Here is an 18,058-nt window from a genome sequence, read left to right as displayed (position 1 = left end):
CCATCTTTGACGGGACAGGTGGCAGCCCGTCCCGGGATTACTCTGCCGGCAGCTTAGCCAGCAACATCGTGCCCCCTGTCAGGAGAGAGGCCATGCGACCCGCCGGACGCGCCGAGACCGATTCGCTCTACTTCGATTATCCGTATTTTCCCTTCGTTCGTCCGCCCGAGCTGGAGGGCCAGGCGCTGCGCCACCGCGTGGCCATCGTCGGTGCCGGGCCGGTGGGGGTGACCGCCGCCCTGGAATTGGCCCGCCACGGCATTGCCTCGGTAGTGCTGGACGACAAGGCCACCGTCAATGACGGTTCACGGGCCATCTGTATCTCGCGTCACAGCCTGGAGATTCTTCAGCAACTCGGCGTCGACGTGCCCTTCGCAGAGAAGGGGCTGGGCTGGACCCAGGGCCGCACCTATTTCCGCGACCGCGAGATCTACCGTTTCCGGATGCCGCACTCCGACCAGGAGCGCTTCTATCCGATGGTTAACCTGCAGCAGCAGTACATCGAGCAGTTCCTGATCGACAAGGCCGAGGAGAGCGAGCTGATCGAACTGCGCTGGCAGCAGTCGATCACCGGCGTCACCCAGGGCGACGCGGGCGTGACGCTCACGGTCAGCACTCCCGAGGGGGACTATCGGCTCGCCGCCGATTACCTGCTGGCTGCCGACGGGGCGCGCAGCGCGGTGCGCAAGGCCTTCTCCCTCCCGCTGCGAGGTGAGGCCTATGAGGGTCGCTACGTGATCGCCGACGTGCGCCTTGCTTCCGTCTTCCCCACCGAGCGCCGCGCCTTCTTTCATTCCCATGCGCTGCCCGACACCACCATCCTGGTACACAAGCAGCCCGACGACATCTGGCGTATCGACTACCAGCTCGGCCCCGATGAGGACCCCGAGCAGGCGGTGGAAGAGGCCAATATCCGCGCGAAGGTCGAGCTGATCGTGCGCGAGGTGATGCACGAGAGCGACGCCTGGGAGCTGGAGTGGTGGAGTCTCTACAAGGCCTACACCCTGGCCCTGGACGATTACCGTCATGGACGCGTGCTGTTTATCGGCGACAGCGCCCACCTGGTGCCGATCTTTGGCGTTCGCGGCCTCAACAACGGCCTGGCGGATGCCGCCAATGCCGGCTGGAAGCTGGCCTGTGTCCTCAATGGGCAGGCGTCGGATCGGCTTTTGGACAGCTACAGCCCGGAGCGGCGCGGTGCGACCCTGGATGTCTTCGCCAATGCCGGCAAGAGTACGCGTTTCATGACCCCGCCCACCCGCGGCTATGCCCTGATGCGCGATGCCGCCCTGGCGCTGGCCTACCATAACGACTATGCGAGTGGCTTCGCCAATCCGCGTCAGGTGACCCCCTACACCTATGCCGAGAGCCCGCTGACCCTGGCCGACGATATCGGCTTCGAAGCCGGGCCGGTGCCCGGCGCGCCCTTGATCAATCGCCGTCTGGGCGAGAATGACTTCCTGCTCGACCACCTCGCTTCGGGCTTCACCCTGCTGCACTTCAGCGGGACAGGCGAAGTTGAGCCGGCGCTGCTCCAACGCATAGAGGCGCTTCGAGCCAAGGGGTTCGACCTTACCCTGCTGCGTATCGCCCGAGAGCCGGGCGACGAGGACGCGCTGCTCGACCCCGATGGCCGCCTGTTCGCCGGCTATGGTGCTGCCTCCGGTACCGCTTATCTGGCGCGTCCCGATCGCCATGTCGCGGCCCGCTGGAAAACGCTCGACCCCGCTGCCCTCGACCATGCCCTGAACCTTGCCCAAGGTTGGGCCCTGGGAGGAGAATGATCATGACTGATGAGACACTGCCCTTTGCCGACCTGGAGCACGTCTACGAGCGGCTGGCCGAGACCCTCGATGCCCTGCCCGAGGCGCAGGAGAGCCATTTTCTCGCTCAGCTGGCGCTGGCGCTGGCCCACCGCGTGCCCGAGGTCGAGCGAGTGATGGCGGCGATCGACGAGGCGCGAGAAGGTACGAGGGCAGACTGACCCGCCTCCCGCTATTCCAGGCGGGATTGCTCGGGCGGTCAGGGTGCCGGTACCCCGTAAGCGTCCAGCATGGCGTCCAGTTCCATCGGCCTGGCGAACAGGAAGCCTTGTACCTCGTCGACCCCCAGCGCGCCCAGCCAGTTGGCCTGGGCGCGCTCCTCGACGCCCTCGGCAACGACCTTCATGCCCAACTGGCCGGCAAACTGCACCATGGCGGCATAGGCATCGCGTCCCTGGCGATGCTGGTCGGCGGCGAGCAGCAGGCTGCGGTCCATCTTGATCACGGTGAAAGGCAGGCGCTGGAGCAACCGGAAGGCGGTATGGCCGGTTCCAAAGTCGTCCAGCGCCAGCCGCACCCCTTGCCGGCGCAGATCGCTCATGTGGTGCTCCAGGGTATCGAGATCGCTGAAGTCGGCATGCTCGGTGATCTCAAGCTCGACCATTCCCGGTGACAGCCCCTGTGCCTGTAACTGTTCCATCAGCGCTTCGCGGAAGCGCGTCGTCGACAGCGTGGCCAGGTTGACGTTGATGGAGAGATGCTCCAGCTCGGGCAGGGCATCCCGCACGCTGGCCAGCCAGGCGAGGCTATGGGTCATGACCCAGTGGTCCAGGGCCCACGAGTGGTCGAGGATCTCGACCGTGGGCAGAAACTCGACGGGGGGAATCTCCCCGAGCGTGGGGTGGTACCAGCGCAGCAGCACCTCGGCTCCCCTTAGCCGACCATCATGCGGGGATACCTTGGGTTGAATGACCAGGCGCCATTCCGGTTCGGGGTGGGCGATCACCCGCTCGATCGCCTCCGAGAGCTGACGGAAACGCGTGGCCCGGCGGCGTTCCATCGGCTCCACCCGGATCACCGGCTGACGCCATCCCTGGCGCTCGAGTCGAAACAGACCGTCGTCCAGCGCTGCCTGGCATTGAGCGAAGTCTGTCTCGCTGCCGGACCAGCGCAGCAGGCTGCCGTACCAGGCCAGGCGTCTCGGCTCCGCCTGGTCCGGGTTATGCCCCAGTCGTGCGATGAAACGGTCGAACGCCGTGTCGCCGTCATCCCCGTCACGGGAGGGCAGGCGACCGATGACGCCCAGGTCAGCATTCAGGTAGAGCCGGGCATCGCCTGGCAGCTGGGCGCGCAGGATACCCAGCTGTTCCCGGAATACCGCCTGAGCCGCGGGAAGGCCGGCATGACGCCGATAGTCGCGCAGTCCCGGAGACAGCAGGGCAAACAGCCAGCCGCCGGCTTCCCTGTCGCACAGCGTCTCGAACTCGCTCTCGAGCACCTGGCGCGTCGGAAGCCCGCTGGCGGGGTCGATGGCGAGACGGCCCTGGGCTTGCCGCGCGCGGCGGCGTGAGAGCCACAGCAGCAGCAGGCCCGACAGCAGCACGCCGGTCACCAGGATGCCGCCCCAGAAGAGGCGCAAGATGCGGCTGTCGGCGGTGGCCAGGCTGCCTTTCACGCCGAGCCATTCCACCTCCTCGCGGCGTGTCTCGGGTAGGCGCTTGTAAAAGGTGGCATGCAGGGCATGGCGTCCTGCCCCGACTTCCTGTATCGACGGCAGGGAGGTGAAGGCCGGGCTGATCAGCGACTCCACTGCCAGTCCGCCCAGACGCCGTGTATCCAGCAGGGCGCCGCCGGCGCAGCCCAGCCGAACCTGATAGGGCAGGTGGCAGAAGACCCGGACGCCCCGGTCGGCGAGATGTTCGAGCCAGTGGCGTGCCTGGGGGGCCAGATCTGCCGCTCCGGTGGTCTGGCCCTCGATAAGATACACGCGGGTGTCGTTTGGCAGACGGGAGAGCGTCGCGAGGACCTTTTCGGGCGTCCAGTCCCGGAGGAGCCGCGTCGCCGTGACGCCCGGCACTGTCTTCACGCTGTTCAGGAAGGTTTGCGTCAGGTGCTGGCCGCTGCCGGTAGTGTCTCCGAGTACCAGAAGTGGTAGCGGCTCGCCGAACAGCGTCTTCAGGAAGGCGAGGGACTGCCGCTCCACTGCGGTGGTGACAATCACCTTCACCCCCTTGGCCACGGCGCGCTGCCGAAGCTCGGGGTCGTTGATGCCGATCGCGACCACTCGCGGAGGATTGCCCAGCAGCTCGGCATGACGAAGATAGAAACGCAGGGCGGCATCATCGATCAGCAGCAGGCGCGAAGCCGGGTCCACGGCTTCGCGCCCTGCCAGGCGGCGTCGCTCGATCTCGAAGGCGGTCGATTCGTCGAGGCGGCGCGCATCCAGGTAATCCACATGCATGCCATCCGGCCACTCGAGGCGCTCTACCGCCTCGCTGATTCTGTCGACGAGCTCATCGGACCAGGGGCTGCCGCGATGGTAGGACGCCAGTACCTGGATGGATTCGCTATAGGCGCGATCCTGCGCCGCCAGCCCAGGCGCCCAAGCGGCCAATGCCAGCATGAGCCAGGTACCCCGGATGCCGTTTCGGAGATTTTGGAGGATCGAGGTAAGCATTCCAGGCGGCTTCTCTTCCGGCTCAGTTCGGCGCATGGGGCGGTCAATACCGTCATCTTCATCGCGCTCACTCCAAGGCGCTGAACGGGTTGACGCGTAGAGCCGCTCTCTGAACGTTGCTCAGATACCCCGCGTCAGCGAATCGGAATGCCCGTCACGTTCTTGATCTTTCGCAGGACGACGTGGGAACCCCCCTGGGGAAACCTCCACCAGGGCGGAGAGTTGCTCATTGAAGAAGCGATCATAGGCGGTCATGTCTGCGCTTGCCACCCGTGGCACGAGGTCAGCGTTGCCGGTGGTGGTGGCCTGGCAGTGCCGTACTTCCGGGTGCCGTTTCCCGCCCGGGCCTTGACCCGTCGCGAGCCGCAGCGGGACGGTGGCCTTGTCGCCGGTCAGGCGCACGCTCAGTGACGCCGGTGAGGCAATTCCTGGCGGCGGAGGATTCGGGTACCCGCCGTCGGGGCACGGCGGTACTGTTTCCAGGCCTGGGTCATGGCTGTCTGTCGGCGGCGGACCGCGTGCGATTGATGCGCTCGGGGGCGCGATGAATCAGTAGCAGGTAGGCGCCGAGCGCCACGAGGCCCCCCAGGGCAATGGCCATGGCCATGGTGCGCGAGGTGCCGTCATGGAACTGGCCGACCAGGGCGCCGCCCAGGGCGGCGATGGTCATCTGCAGAAAGCCGAACAGCGACGAGGCCGAACCCGCGCACTGCGGGTTGGGGGCCAGGGCACCGGCCATGCTCTGCGGCATGACGATGCCGAAGCCGAACAGGAAGACAATGTGAGGGCCGATCACGGCCCAGGGCTGGTGGGCGCCGACCAGAGCCAGCGTGGCCATGCTGCTTCCGGACAGCGCGCACAGCAAGGTCGCCAGCAGCAGCAGCCGGTCGCGTCCCAGCCGATGGCTGTAGCGGCCGCTGAACAGGGTGCCCGAGAAGAACCCCGCCACAATCAGCGTGAAGCCGATCCCGTACTGGAGCGGCGACAGGCCCATGTACTCGATGAGCACGAAGGAGGAGCCAGAAAGGAAGGCGAAGAGGCCGGCGAAGCCGCTGGCGTTGATCAGCGTATAGCCGACAAAACTCCGCTGGGTCAGCAGCATGCGGAAGTTGGCCAGTATCACCCCGGGGGCCACCGACTGCCGGCGTTCGGCAGGCAGTGGTTCGGGCATCAGCAGGGCCAGGATCAACAGCATGACCACTGCGTAGAGCGACAGCAGCATGAAAATCGACTGCCAGCCGAAGAACATCAGCAGCCCAGCACCCACCACGGGCGCCAATGCCGGTGCCATGGCCATGGTGCTGGCCATGTAGGAGAGCACACGGCCGGCCTCTGTCGGTGCGTAGATGTCGCGCACTGCGGCACGTGCCAGTACCGGGCCGGCAGCACCGCCGAAGGCCTGCAGGAAGCGCCCCGTCAGCAGCCACTCGATGCTGGGAGCAAAGGCACACAGCAGGCTGGCCGCCAGGAAGAGAATGAAGCCGCCGATCATTATCGGGCGGCGGCCGAAGCGATCCGAGACCGGTCCGCACAGCAGCTGGGCCAGGGCGAAGCCTGCCATGTAGAGGCTCAGGGTCAGCTGGACCTGGTCGGGACCGGTGTTTAGCGCCTCGGCCATTTCCGGCATGGCCGGCAGGTACATGTCGGTGGCCAGGGGTCCCAGCGCGGTCAGTGCCGCGAGTACCGCCACGGTGGCGGGGGAGGTCAGCTTCAGCACCCGGTTCTCCTCGGTCGTGTTGTCCCGATACAAAAAGCGGACACGGCACCGGCATGTTGCCGTGAGCCGCGCCCGCTTTGTTAGCCCGCTTATTGTATCAGTGAGCGTCCGGCTGTGTCTCCGGTGCGGCCTGCTGAAAGGCCGGTAGTGCTCGACAGTTGCCGGTGATGCGCTGGATCGCCGGGTAGGCACTCAGATCACAGGCGAAGCGTTCGGCATTGAAGACCTGTGGCACCAGGCAGAGGTCGGCCAGGGTCGGTGTGTCGCCATGGCAGAAGTCACCGCTGCCGGCTTCACGGGAGAGCTGGGCCTCCAGGGCGCTGAAGCCTTCGGCGATCCAGTGCCGGTACCAGGTGAGCTTGGCGTCTTCGTCCACGCCCAGCTCACCTACCAGGTACTTGAGCACCCGCAGGTTGTCGAGAGGGTGGATCTCGCAGGCGACCAGCTGGGCCAATGCGCGGACCCTGGCGCGCCCCGCGGCATCCGACGGCAGCAGCGCTGGCTCGGGGTGCGTCTCGTCGAGGTACTCGCAGATCGCCAGGGACTGGTTCAGCACCCGTCCATCCTCCGTCACCAGGCTGGGCACCAGCCCCTGGGGCTGGCGGGCGAGATTCTCCTTGCTGCGCTGCTCACCCGCGACCAGGTTGACCGGGGCCTGTTCATAGGCCAGGCCCTTGAGATTCAGGGCGATTCTGACCCGGTAGGCCGCCGACGAACGAAAGTAGCCGTAAAGCGTCGTCATGCCGCCCTCCTTCACTTGGCCTGGTACTTCACCACCTGCTGGTCGATGGCGCCGAAGATGCTTTTGCCGTCACGGTCGAACATCTCGATGCGTACCCGATCCCCGAAGCGCATGAAGGGGGTCTTGCTGTCGCCATGCAGGATCTTCTCGACCATGCGCACCTCGGCCAGACAGCTGTAACCCACGCCGCCATCGGCCACCGGCTTTCCGGGGCCGCCGTCGGGGTCCGGGTTGGAAACGGTACCCGAGCCAACCACCGCGCCGGCGCCCAGGTAGCGGGTCCTCGCGGCATGGGCCACCAGCTGCGGGAAGTTGAAGATCATGTCCGGACCGGCTTCGGGCGCGCCGAACTTCTCGCCGTTGAGGTGCACGGTAAGCGGCAGGTGGACCTTGCCGTCCTGCCAGGCATCGCCCAGTTCGTCAGGCGTCACGGCGATCGGCGAGAAGGCGGAGGCGGGTTTCGCCTGGAAGAAGCCGAAGCCCTTGGCCAGTTCGCCGGGGATCAGGCCGCGCAGGCTGACGTCGTTGACCAGCATGATCAGCTTGATGTGCTGGGCCGCCTGCTCGGCACTGACCGCCATGGGCACATCGTCGGTGACCACGGCGATCTCGCCCTCGAAATCGATGCCGTGCTCCTCGCTGATCGCTTCGATATCCTCGGTGGGGGCTAGGAACTTGTCGCCGCCGCCCTGGTACATCAGCGGATCATGCCAGAACGTCTCGGGCATCTCGGCGTTGCGCGCCTGGCGAACAAGCTGGACATGATTCAGGTAGGCGGAGCCATCGGCCCAGTGGTAGGTGCGCGGCAGCGGCGAGTGCAGAGCGCTCTGGTCGAGGTCGAAAGCGCCCTCGGCCTTGCCCTCGTTGAGCTCGGCGTAGCGGACCTCGAGCGTCGGGCTCACGGCGCCCCAGTTCTCGATCGCCTGCTGGAGCGTCGGGGCGATGTCGGCGGCGCTTACGGCGCGGGAAAGGTCGCGTGAGACGAGGATCAGCTCACCGTCACGGCCTTTCTTCAATGTTGCCAGTTTCATTCGAATTCGGTCCTTTCGTCAGGGGCGGGGCTCGAAAGCCCCGCCATGGTGCATCAGTCCGGGTCAGCGCTGATCGGGCGTGAAGTTTGAACGCAGGGTGGACCACACATCCACATAGTCGCGTTGGCGATACTCGGTGGCGAGAGCGGCCTCGGTGGGATGGAAGACGTAGCGACTCTCGAACATGAAGGCCAGGGTATCACCCAGATATTGCGGCTTCAGCTCGGCATTGGAGGCCTTGTCGAAGGTCTCGGCGTCGGGGCCGTGGGGCGACATGCAGTTGTGCAGACTGGCGCCACCGGGCAGGAAGCCCTCTGCCTTGGCGTCGTACTCGCCGTGGATCAGGCCCATGAACTCGCTCATCAGGTTGCGATGGAACCAGGGCGGACGGAAGGTGTTCTCGGCCACCATCCAGCGCGGCGGGAAGATGACGAAGTCCAGGTTAGCCGTGCCCGGTGTGTCGGAGGCCGAGGTAAGCACGGTGAAGATCGAGGGATCGGGATGGTCGAAGCTTACCGTATTGATGGTGTTGAAGTTGGCCAGGTCGTACTTGTAGGGCGCACAGTTGCCGTGCCAGGCCACCACATCCAGCGGCGAGTGATCGAGGCGGGTCTCCCAGAAACGCCCGGAGAACTTGGCCACCAGCGAGATGTCGCCTTTACGGTCCTCGTACGCGGCGACGGGACTCTGGAAGTCGCGGGGGTTGGCCAGCCCGTTTGCGCCGATGGGCCCCAGGCCGGGCAGCTCCATCGGGCTGCCGTAATTCTCGCAGATATAGCCGCGCGCGGCATCGACGCCCTCGGCGCGACGCACCTGAAACTTCACGCCACGGGGAATCACCGCAATCTCCCCGTTGTCGACGTCGATGTCGCCGAACTCGGTGCGCAAGCGCAACCCGCCCAGCTGAGGCACGAAGAGCATCTCGCCGTCCGCGGTATAGAAGAAGCGGTCGGTCATATCCTGGTTGAGGGCGTAGATATGCACGCCGACACCGGTCTGGGCACCGGCGTCACCGTTGACGGCGATGGTCAACAGGCCGTCGATGAAGTCAGTGGGCTGGTCGGGCAGTGGCGCCGGGTCCCAACGCATCTGGTTGGGGTCGGCCGCCGGCTTGTCCAGCGGCGAGGTATGCACCTGGCGATTCTCGAGCGGCTGATAAGCGCTTTGCACCACGGAGGGGCGAATGCGATAGAGCCAGCTTCTCAGGTTCTGGTGACGCGGTGCGGTGAAGGCAGAGCCGGTCAGCTGCTCGGCATAGAGGCCGTAGGGACACTTCTGCGGTGAGTTCTGGCCCACGGGAAGTGCACCGGGCAGCGCCTCGGTGGAGAAGTGGTTACGAAAGCCGCTCTGGTACTCGAGTGTCTCGGTGGTCATGGAAATATCCTCGTTCAGCGCTGTTGTTGTTGGGCGGGCTGGTCCTGAGCCGGTGTCGACTCGGTGGCCTGGCCGGCAATGGCCAGGGCTTCCTCGAGGACCTGCTGATCGCCGACATGGTTGGCCAGCAGCAGGATCAGCCTGGCGTTGATGCGTTCGCTCTGCGTCTCGCTGCGCTCGCGATGAACCTCGGTCAGCGCCGCGTAGAAAGCATCCGGATCGGTGAAGTTGGGGTCGAGCTCAAGCCGTGGCATGGCGGTCTCCCTGGTTGTCTCGAGGCGTTTCGCGACGAGGGATGGCAAGATGGGTGCCCAGTGCGCACTCCAGCGCCTCATCCACTGCCTTGGCGGTTACCTGATTCCAGCGGGCGGTAACGTGCTGGTCAGGGCGAATCAGGTAGCCGGCACCGGCGGCAAGGCCGTAGCGCTCGCCAATCAGGTTCTCGGCATCCTCGAGCTGCGTGCTGCGCGGCAGCTCGGTCAGGGCGTGGGGCGTGGGGCCGACCGTCACCAGGTCGAGGTCGTCACGACGCGCGAGGAGCGGCTCGAGCTCGCTCTTGAGGGTCTCGGCGCGGGCGCTGTCGACGCGGCCGTCGAGCAGCAGCACGAAGCGGTCACCGAGCTGGTTGAGCAGCCAGGCGTCGCGGCCGGCAAGGTGCACCGGGGCGTCCTTGGCCGGGCTGCCGGGGCGCAGCTCGAGCGGGAAACCCTCGCCGACCTCGCCGTTGAGTGGCGAGCCGTCATAGCGGCAGGGTTTCGACAATCGACCGCTGTTAACCAGGCTGCGGGCAAAGGGATACGACTCTGCGAGTTCCAGAGTGGTGTCGCGGAACACACGGCTGATGTGGCTCTTGGGCGTGATGAAGTCGGTGGCCCGGGTCGAGTTGAGGATGTTCTCGGCCGCGCCGTGCTGGCGCTCGATGTCGTAGGTTTCCAGCAGCGCAGTGGGGGCCTGGCCCCTGAGCACCCGCGCCAGCTTCCACGCCAGGTTCTCGGTGCTCTGCAGGGCGCCATTGGCGCCGCGTGCCCCGAAGGGCGAGACCTGGTGGGCGGCGTCGCCCATGAAGAACACCCGGTTGTGAATGAAGTCGTCCATCTTGCGGCAGCGAAACGTGTAGACGCTGGCCCACTCCAACTCGAACTCTACGTCCTCGCCGAGCATGGCCTGCACGCGGGGACGAATGTTCTCCTCCTTCTTCTCCTCCTCCGGGTCGGCGTCCCAGCCCAGCTGGAAGTCGATGCGCCAGACGTTGTCCGGCTGCTTGTGCAGCAGCACCGACTGGCCCGGGTGGAAGGGCGGGTCGAACCAGAACCAGCGCTCGGTCGGGAAGTCAGCCTTCATGACCACATCGGCGATCAGGAAGTGATCCTGGAAGATCTGCCCCTTGCTCTCCAGGCCCAGCATGTCGCGGATTTTGCTGTTGGCGCCGTCGGCCACCAGCAGATAGTCGCAGGTGAGGCGGTAGTCGCCATCCTCCGTGGTAACCAGAACTTCGCTGCGCTCGGGGCGGCTGTCGATCTCGACCACCTTGTGCTTCCAGCGCAGGTCGATGCGGTCGGAAAGCGCATCGGCGCGGTCGACCAGGTACTCCTCGAAGTAGTACTGCTGCAGGTTGATGAAGGCCGGCATGCGGTGGCCCTCCTCCGGCAGCAGATTGAAGTCGTACACCTCCCGCTCCTGGAAGAAGACACGGCCGTGCTGCCAGGTCACACCCTTGTCTACCATGGGCTGGGCACAGCCCAGGCGGTCCAGGATCTCCAGGGTGCGCTTGGCGAAGCAAATCGCTCGCGAGCCGACGCTGACGGTGTTGTTGTCGTCGAGCACCACGCTCTCGATACCCTGCTGAGCCAGGTCGATGGCCGCGGCAAGGCCGCTCGGGCCGGCGCCAATGATCACCACCGGGCAGTGTCGTGTCTCGTTGAGGTCCAGTTCCGGCGGGCGTCGATAGGGATAGACAGGGTTCTTGTAGGTCTTGGGCATGAAGGGCTCCCACGGCTTCGCCGGGCGGCACCCGGCGAGCTTGTCGTGATCCGGACGGGATCCGGACGGCAGTTACTGGTTCTCGACGGCTTCCTGCAGCGAGTGCCACATTTCGTTATCACGTTCGGCGGTCCAGATGCGCGGATCCGGGTACTCGCCACCGGCTTCGTCGTAGCAGCGGGTGATATCGAAGGGCAGGCAGTGATCGAAGATCACCCAGTGGCCGTACTTGGGCTTGAGCTTGGCGTAGGTCTCGGAATAGCACTCGGAGAGCGACTTGCCGGCGGCCTTGCCCGCCTTGACGCTCTCGTACATGTCGGCGAGGAAATCGCGGGTGCCCTGGATGGCTTCCTGGCACTGTTCGGGGGTCTGCAGAGCCTCGCCGCGGCCGGGTACCAGCTTCTCGGGCCCCATCGCCTGCAGGCGATCGAGGGTAGTGGGCCAGTGCTCATGGTAGGCATCGCCGGTGTAGGGCGTGGCACCAAACTCCACCAGATCGCCGGAGAACATCACCTTCTCCTCGGGCAGCCAGACGATGGTGTCGCCCTTGGTGTGACCGCGTCCCAGGTGGATGATGCGCACCTCGCGCTTGCCCATGAACACCGTCAGCTCTTGCTGGAAGACGATATTCGGCCAGGTCAGGCCGGGCACCGAGTCGACACCCTTGAACAGGCGCGGGAAGCGGCCGACCTCAGACTCGTAGTCCTGCTGACCGCGCTCGACGATCAGGTCATAGGTGTGCTGGCTGGCGATGATGTTCTCGGCCTCGTAGGCGGAGGCACCGAGCACGCGCACGGCATGGTAGTGGGTCAGCAGCACGTGCTTGATCGGCTTGTCGGTGATCTCGCGGATACGGCGAATCACGTCCTGGGCCATGATCGGGGTGGCCTGGGTGTCGATGACCATCACGCTGTCATCGCCGATAACGATGCCGGTGTTGGGATCGCCTTCCGCGGTATAGGCGTAGAGGCCCTCCGCCAGCTTGTCGAAGCTGATCTGTTTCTCTTCGGTATCGGCGTGGGACGCGAACTTCTTGCTCATGATTCCTCCAGGTGCATCAGGGGGCGTCACGCTTCGGACGCCTGGCCAGAGTAGGATTGATGGCGGCAGCATAGTTGTTAATGAAACTATATGTCCAGCAAATCACGGACCAGGTTGCGAAGCAAGTGCGCCGTGATTGGCAATAAATTGCTCCTTATCATGCATTTTTGACGTTTTTACTACCTAAGTATAATCCCTGCTTTCGCCAAATTAGTTGCAGGGGAGAGTAACTGGCGGCATGGTGATAGCGTGAAAACGACGGGCTGTTGCGCTCTTGCTTCTACTTACTGCCGGTGAGACCTCAGCCGTAATACAACAATCTCAGGTACACAACGTGGCGCGAGCACGCCTCTCCGTGACGACCTAGGAGCATGAAATGAAAATCACAAATCGCCTCATGATCGGCGCCGTAGCGGCGTTCGGTGTCAGCCTCGGCACGCCCGCCCTGGCTCAGGAAACCATCACCGTCAGCACCTGGGGTGGCCCCAATCACGGCATCAACACCATCGTCTGGCCCACCTGGAAGGCGTGGATCGAAGAGGCCACCGAAGGCCGCGTGAGTGTGGAAGTCGTGCACGACATGGGCCCGCCCGCCGCGCAGATGGAGATCGTGGCCGACGGTATCGCCGACGCCAGCTGGATCTTCCATGCGCATATGGCCGGTCGTTTCCTGGCGACCCAATTGCCCGAGTTTCCGACCTTCGAGGAGTTCTCCTCCGAGGATGCCGCCGCCGCCTACTGGGACACTCACCAGGAGTACCTGGCCGAGGCGGGCGAACACCGTGGCGTCGACGTGCTGGCCATGGGCGTGCACGGCCCGGGGCAGATCTTCACCGCGGAACAGGTCGACTCCCTCGATGGGCTCGATGGCAAGCGTTTGCGGGTAGGGGGCGGGGTCATGAGCGACCTCGCCGAGGCCATCGGCTTTACCGGTGTTGCCCTGCCGCCCACCGGCGTTTATGAAGCCGCCTCCCAGGGCGTGGTAGATGGCGCCATGTTGACCCTGGAAAGCCTGCGCAGCTTCCGCGTGGCAGAAGTGGCGCCGCACACGCTCACCGTTGACGGCGGTTTCTATCGCGGCAGCTTCGCCATCGTCATGAACCCCATGTTCTGGGACAAGATCTCCCAGGAGGACCGCCAGGCCATCGAGGCGGTATCGGGCGAGTCACTGTCGCGCCTGTTCGGCTACATGATGGACGTCTCCGATCAGCGTGGCGTCGAGTTTGGCAAGCAGCACGGCGCCACCTTCACTCAGGTGCCCGAAGAGGACGTCGAGATGCTGCGCGGTGTGACCGAAGAGCTGATTGCCGACTGGACCCGTGACGTGGCAGAGCGTGGTGTTGATGCCGAAGCGGCACTGGCCCACTTCCGCGAACAGCTCGCGCTGGCCGCGGAAGATGAAGGCATTGCCGATCGCGTCGTGTCGCAGTAACCCTTGTCGACCCTTGGAGGCTTGACCATGCCGACCCCGTCCACTCGCTGGCTGAGGGTCGGCCGTGCCATGCAGTTGACGCTGGAGGGGGTGGCAGGCGCCACCCTCTTCGCCATGATGCTGCTGACCACGGCCGATGTGACCGGCCGCTTTTTCTTCAACTCCCCGATCCTCGGCAGCGTGGAGCTGACCCAGCTGATGCTGGCGGCAGTGGTCTTCCTGTCATTGCCGGTGGCCTGCTGGCGCGAGGAGCACGTGAGCGTCGACCTCCTCGACGCGATCTTTCCTCCCCGCTGGATCTGGCTGCGCCAGATGATCGTCAACCTGATCGTGACGGCGGCGCTGTGGGTGATGGCGGGGCGCGTCTGGGCGCTGGGCTCACGGGCCTTCGCCTGGGGCGATGTGACCGAATTCCTGCGTCTTCCCATCGGCTACCTCATCTACCTGATGGCGATCATGCTGGCCCTGTCGGCATTGCTGACCGTCATGCGCGCCGGAGCCTACCTGCTGGAGGGCGTTGGCGTGCTCGAGCGGGGCGGCCCACTGAGCAAGGGAGGCGACAATGACTGAAGCGCTCTACGGCTTCGCCGCTCTGTTGATCCTGGCGTTCCTGCGGGTACCGCTGGCGTTCGCCATGGGGATCGTCGGCTTCGCCGGCTTCTATTACCTCACCGGCAACTGGAACGCCGCCGAGGCCATGGCCGCCCGTCGAGTGATCGATACCGCCATGGATTACGGCCTGTCGGTGATCCCGCTGTTCATTCTGATGGGCAACCTGGTGTCCCATGCCGGACTGTCGGATGCCCTGTTCCGTGCTTCCAATGGTTTCCTCGGTCATCGCAAGGGCGGCCAGGCGATGGCCACCATCGTGGCCTGCGGCGGCTTCAGCGCCATCTGCGGTTCGAGCCTGGCCACCTGTGCCACGATGGGCCGTGTGGCCATGCCACAGATGCGCAAGTACGGCTACAAGGACTCCCTGGCGGCGGCGTCGATCGCCGCCGGCGGTACCCTGGGTATCCTGATTCCGCCCAGCGTGATGCTGGTGATCTACGGTATCCTCACCGAGACCAGCATTCGTGAGCTGTTTGCCGCGGGCTTTATCCCCGGGATTCTAGGTATCTTCCTCTATCTGGGTGCGGTGAAGTGGGTGCTGTGGCGTGACCCCGACGCCGGCCCGGCCGGCGAGGCGGTGCCGTGGTCGGAGCGCTTTGCCGCGCTCAAGGACGTTGGCAGCACCCTGGCACTGTTCGTGCTGGTGATTGGCGGCATCTATCTTGGGGTGTTCACCCCCACCGAAGCCGCCGGTATCGGCGCCATGGGGGCTTTCGTGATCGCCCTGCTGAAGCGGGCGCTGAATTTCCAGGTGCTGATGAACGTGCTGATGGATACCGTGCGTACCACCGCCATGCTGTTCGCTGTGGTGCTGACGGCGCTGATCTTTGCCAACTTCATCAACCGTGCGGGGCTGCCCAACGATCTGCTGGCCCTGGTCAGCGGCCTGGATGTGGCGCCCTTCGTGGTGATCCTGGTGATCATCGCCATCTATGTGGTGCTGGGGTGTGTGTTCGAAAGCATGTCGATGCTGCTGCTCACCGTACCGGTGTTCTTTCCGGTGGTGGCAGGACTCGGCTATGATCTGGTGTGGTTCGGCATCCTGGTGGTGATCGTGATCGAGATCAGCCTGATCACCCCACCGGTGGGAATGAACGTCTTCGTGCTTCGGGCTGTCCTGCCAGACGTCTCCACGGGGACAATCTTCCGCGGGGTGACCCCGTTCTGGGTGGCCGGTACCGTGCGTGCCCTGATGGTACTGGTGTTCCCGAGTGTCGCACTCTTCTTGCCGCAACTGCTCTATTAGGGGAAGGATGGAAATGGAAGGGCCACCAAATGTGTTTCAAGAGCCGACGAGTGCTGATGAAGACGTCGTCGGGGCGGGTCTTCCCCCCAAGCCTGAGCTCGACCTCAACCAGTTCCTGCCCTATCGGCTCAACCGGCTGGCCGACCGCATCAGTGATGAGCTGGAGCGCATGTACGCACAGCGCTACGGGCTCAACGTGGCCCAGTGGCGTGTGCTGGCCTGGCTCAGCCACTGCGATGACCTGACTGCCAAGAAGGTCTGCACCTATACCAACATGGACAAGGCGCGAGTCTCCCGGGCGGTGCAGGCGCTGGTTGATCGCGGCCTGGTGACGCGAACGCCCTCCGCCAAGGATCAGCGGGTGCATGACCTGCACCTGACGCGCGAGGGTGTAGCGCTGCTTTCGCGCCTGATCCCCGAGGCCCAGCACTGGGAGGCAGAGCTCGTGGCGACGCTGAGCGCGGGCGAATACCGTGACCTGCTCAACGCCATGGGCAAGCTCGAACGGCAGCTGGAGCGCATCGGTTAGGCTGACCCTGAAGGCGAATCCGCCACACGACTGCGCCCGGCCATGGCCGGGCGCAGTCGTGTCGGCCGGGCGCTGGCGATCAGATCGCCGGCACCTGGCCGCCCAGCCGGGCGGTGATCTCGGCGGCAGTATCCCGCACCAGTTCGCCCAGTTCGGCCAGTCGCGCCTCGGGGATGCGCGCCTTGGGGCCGGAGACCGAAATGGCGGCCAGCGGGGTGCCGTGCTCGTCATGGACGCAGGCGGCCACGCACTGCAGGCCGATGGCGTGCTCCTCCCGGTCGCAGGCGAAGCCCTGGCGGCGAACCTCGGCGAGCCCCTCGCGCAGCGATGCGGCGGTGTGCAGGGTGTTCTCGGTGACGCGCGCCAGGCCACGTTCGTCGAGGACGCGCTCGAATTCGTCTTCCGGCAGCCAGGCCATCAGCGCCTTGCCAACCCCCGAGGCATGCAGCGGTGCCCGGGAACCGAGCCGGGTGATCATGCGCATCATCTGCGGCGACTCGCTCTGGGCCAGGAAAACCGCCGTGCCGTTGTCGCGCACGCCAAGGTTGGCCGTCTCGCCGGTCACGGCGGTAAGGCGGCGCAGGAAGGGGCGGCTTGTGGCGACGAAGTCGCGGGCTTCCAGGAAGCTGTTACCGATGCGGAAGGTCTTGACGTCGATCTTCCATACGCCGAGCTCGCTGTCCTGGGTGACGAAGCCCTGGCTCTGCAGGGCCTGCAGCAGCCGATGAGTGGTCGAAGGCGCAAGATCCGCCTGCTCGGCCACCTCGGACAGGGCCAGGCCGCCGGGGTTGGCCGCCAGACGCTCGAGCAGGTTGAGCCCGCGTACCAGCGACTGGCTGTGACCACTGGTACTCTTGCCCGACCCCGCGGGCCGTCCCGCTGTCCTGCGCTTGCCTTCGCTCACCCGTACTGTCCTCCTGCCGCGTTCTGACGAAGCGACAGGATACCGTGTCGGTCGGGCATTGTCGCGGTTGCGGAAATGGCTTCCATCCAGTGTCGACGCCTGCTCTCGAGCGCTGTCGTCGCGCTTTTAGCGATGTCGCCACTGGGGCGGGCGCTTCTCGATGAAGGCGTCGATCCCTTCGCCGGCATCTTCGGCCATCATGTTGCAGGCCATCACCTCCCCAGCGTAGGCGTAGGCCTCGTCCAGCGGCATGGCAAGCTGGCGGTGGAACATCGCCTTGCCGGTACGCACCGCAACCGCGCTCTTGGCGCAGATGCTGGCGGTGAGCTTGCCAAGCACCTCGTCGAGGGCCTCGTCGTCGGCGACTCGGTTGACCAGGCCCCAGTCGCGGGCCTGGTCGGCGTCGATGAATTCACCGGTGAAGAGCATCTCCATGGCGCGCTTGCGGCCGACATTACGCGACAGCGCCACCGCCGGCGTGGAACAGAACAGCCCGGCATTGATGCCCGAGACGGCGAAGCGCGACGAGCGCGCGGCCACCGCCAGGTCGCAGCTGGCCACCAGCTGGCAGCCGGCCGCCGTGGCGAGGCCCTGCACCCGGGCGATCACCGGCACCGGCAGCTCGACGATCGCCTGCATCACGGCCCCGCAGCGCGTGAAGAGCTGCTGATAGTAGGTTTCTTCAGGATTGGCACGCATCTGCTTGAGATCGTGGCCCGCACAGAAGGCGCGACCCTCGGCGGCGATCACCACGCAGCGCACCTGTGCGTCGTCGGCCAGGCGGTCGAGCTCGACGCCCAGCGCTTCGAGCATCTCCTCGGAGAGCGCGTTGAAGTGCGTCGGCCGGTTTAGCGTCAGAGTCGTCACGCCGTCGGCTTCATGGCGGCGGACCAGGGGGTTGTCATCGTGCATCGTGGGGACTCCGGTGGAAAGGCACAGGCCTCCAGCCTAGCGCCCCGGGCAGCGCATTCGATAGGCTTGCGACCAAAGACGGTCCCTGGCGAGGAGTG

At 65.4% G+C, this 18,058-nt stretch carries 17 protein-coding genes; 6 read left to right on the top strand and 11 right to left on the bottom strand.

Translation table 11 applies throughout. The features are described 5' to 3' along the window. Positions 1–92: 92 nt before the first annotated feature. Together FHR95_RS10280 and FHR95_RS10275 are read left to right on the top strand one after the other, a co-directional pair. On the top strand, positions 93–1,784 hold the full coding sequence (locus tag FHR95_RS10280) for an FAD-dependent monooxygenase (RefSeq protein ID WP_183314312.1): 1,692 nt from the start codon (positions 93–95) through the stop codon (positions 1,782–1,784). Positions 1,785–1,786: 2 nt separating this feature from the next. After that, the gene (locus FHR95_RS10275; protein ID WP_183314311.1) at positions 1,787–1,984 is read left to right on the top strand and encodes a hypothetical protein; all 198 of its coding nucleotides are present in this window, start codon (positions 1,787–1,789) and stop codon (positions 1,982–1,984) included. 38 nt (positions 1,985–2,022) lie between these two features. On the opposite strand, the gene FHR95_RS10270 is transcribed toward FHR95_RS10275, so the two are convergent. From FHR95_RS10270 to FHR95_RS10230, 9 genes are all read right to left on the bottom strand, one after another. Next, positions 2,023–4,386 (bottom strand): EAL domain-containing protein, encoded by a 2,364-nt coding sequence (locus FHR95_RS10270; protein ID WP_183314310.1) that lies wholly within the window; start codon positions 4,384–4,386, stop codon positions 2,023–2,025. A 174-nt stretch (positions 4,387–4,560) separates the two neighbouring features. Beyond that, the gene (locus FHR95_RS17420) at positions 4,561–4,842 is read right to left on the bottom strand and encodes an Lrp/AsnC ligand binding domain-containing protein (protein WP_183314309.1); all 282 of its coding nucleotides are present in this window, start codon (positions 4,840–4,842) and stop codon (positions 4,561–4,563) included. A gap of 88 nt (positions 4,843–4,930) precedes the next feature. Further along, entirely contained in the window at positions 4,931–6,157 is a 1,227-nt protein-coding gene (locus tag FHR95_RS10260; protein ID WP_183314308.1) for a Bcr/CflA family efflux MFS transporter, read from the bottom strand. A 97-nt stretch (positions 6,158–6,254) separates the two neighbouring features. Then, a complete protein-coding gene (gene maiA / locus FHR95_RS10255; RefSeq protein WP_183314307.1) occupies positions 6,255–6,899 on the bottom strand; it encodes a maleylacetoacetate isomerase in 645 nt (214 codons plus the stop codon). Positions 6,900–6,910: 11 nt separating this feature from the next. Further along, entirely contained in the window at positions 6,911–7,930 is a 1,020-nt protein-coding gene (locus FHR95_RS10250) for a fumarylacetoacetate hydrolase family protein (protein ID WP_183314306.1), read from the bottom strand. A gap of 63 nt (positions 7,931–7,993) precedes the next feature. Further along, positions 7,994–9,304, bottom strand: coding sequence for a homogentisate 1,2-dioxygenase (gene hmgA / locus FHR95_RS10245; protein WP_040183732.1), 1,311 nt, complete (start codon positions 9,302–9,304; stop codon positions 7,994–7,996). A 14-nt stretch (positions 9,305–9,318) separates the two neighbouring features. Further along, the gene (locus FHR95_RS10240; RefSeq protein WP_040183733.1) at positions 9,319–9,558 is read right to left on the bottom strand and encodes a DUF2783 domain-containing protein; all 240 of its coding nucleotides are present in this window, start codon (positions 9,556–9,558) and stop codon (positions 9,319–9,321) included. Further along, positions 9,545–11,284 carry an FAD-dependent oxidoreductase gene (locus tag FHR95_RS10235; RefSeq protein ID WP_040183734.1) on the bottom strand — a complete coding sequence of 580 codons (1,740 nt, stop codon included), beginning with the start codon at positions 11,282–11,284 and terminating at the stop codon, positions 9,545–9,547. The genes FHR95_RS10240 and FHR95_RS10235 overlap by 14 nt, the downstream gene beginning before the upstream one ends. A gap of 72 nt (positions 11,285–11,356) precedes the next feature. Beyond that, entirely contained in the window at positions 11,357–12,325 is a 969-nt protein-coding gene (locus tag FHR95_RS10230; protein WP_183314305.1) for an MBL fold metallo-hydrolase, read from the bottom strand. A gap of 376 nt (positions 12,326–12,701) precedes the next feature. On the opposite strand from FHR95_RS10230, the gene FHR95_RS10225 reads away from it, so the two are divergent. Genes FHR95_RS10225 through FHR95_RS10210 form a run of 4 tightly spaced genes read left to right on the top strand, consistent with a single transcriptional unit; the run spans position 12,702 to position 16,144 of the window. Then, on the top strand, positions 12,702–13,757 hold the full coding sequence (locus tag FHR95_RS10225) for a TRAP transporter substrate-binding protein (RefSeq protein ID WP_183314304.1): 1,056 nt from the start codon (positions 12,702–12,704) through the stop codon (positions 13,755–13,757). A gap of 27 nt (positions 13,758–13,784) precedes the next feature. Beyond that, positions 13,785–14,327 (top strand): TRAP transporter small permease, encoded by a 543-nt coding sequence (locus tag FHR95_RS10220; protein ID WP_183314303.1) that lies wholly within the window; start codon positions 13,785–13,787, stop codon positions 14,325–14,327. Beyond that, positions 14,320–15,615, top strand: a complete 1,296-nt coding sequence (locus FHR95_RS10215) for a TRAP transporter large permease (protein ID WP_183314302.1) — start codon at positions 14,320–14,322, stop codon at positions 15,613–15,615. The genes FHR95_RS10220 and FHR95_RS10215 overlap by 8 nt, the downstream gene beginning before the upstream one ends. Positions 15,616–15,628: 13 nt before the next feature. Next, positions 15,629–16,144 (top strand): MarR family winged helix-turn-helix transcriptional regulator, encoded by a 516-nt coding sequence (locus FHR95_RS10210; protein ID WP_082042503.1) that lies wholly within the window; start codon positions 15,629–15,631, stop codon positions 16,142–16,144. A gap of 79 nt (positions 16,145–16,223) precedes the next feature. On the opposite strand, the gene FHR95_RS10205 is transcribed toward FHR95_RS10210, so the two are convergent. Together FHR95_RS10205 and FHR95_RS10200 are read right to left on the bottom strand one after the other, a co-directional pair. After that, a complete protein-coding gene (locus tag FHR95_RS10205) occupies positions 16,224–17,048 on the bottom strand; it encodes an IclR family transcriptional regulator domain-containing protein (protein WP_040183738.1) in 825 nt (274 codons plus the stop codon). A 126-nt stretch (positions 17,049–17,174) separates the two neighbouring features. Beyond that, positions 17,175–17,960, bottom strand: coding sequence for an enoyl-CoA hydratase (locus FHR95_RS10200; RefSeq protein WP_183314301.1), 786 nt, complete (start codon positions 17,958–17,960; stop codon positions 17,175–17,177). Positions 17,961–18,058 lie beyond the last annotated feature (98 nt).

The sequence above is a fragment of the Halomonas fontilapidosi genome (assembly GCF_014192285.1).
GTDB classification, from domain to species: domain Bacteria; phylum Pseudomonadota; class Gammaproteobacteria; order Pseudomonadales; family Halomonadaceae; genus Halomonas; species Halomonas fontilapidosi.
The sequence above is the reverse complement of the archived record's forward strand: the minus strand, read 5'-3'. Positions and strand labels throughout refer to the sequence as shown.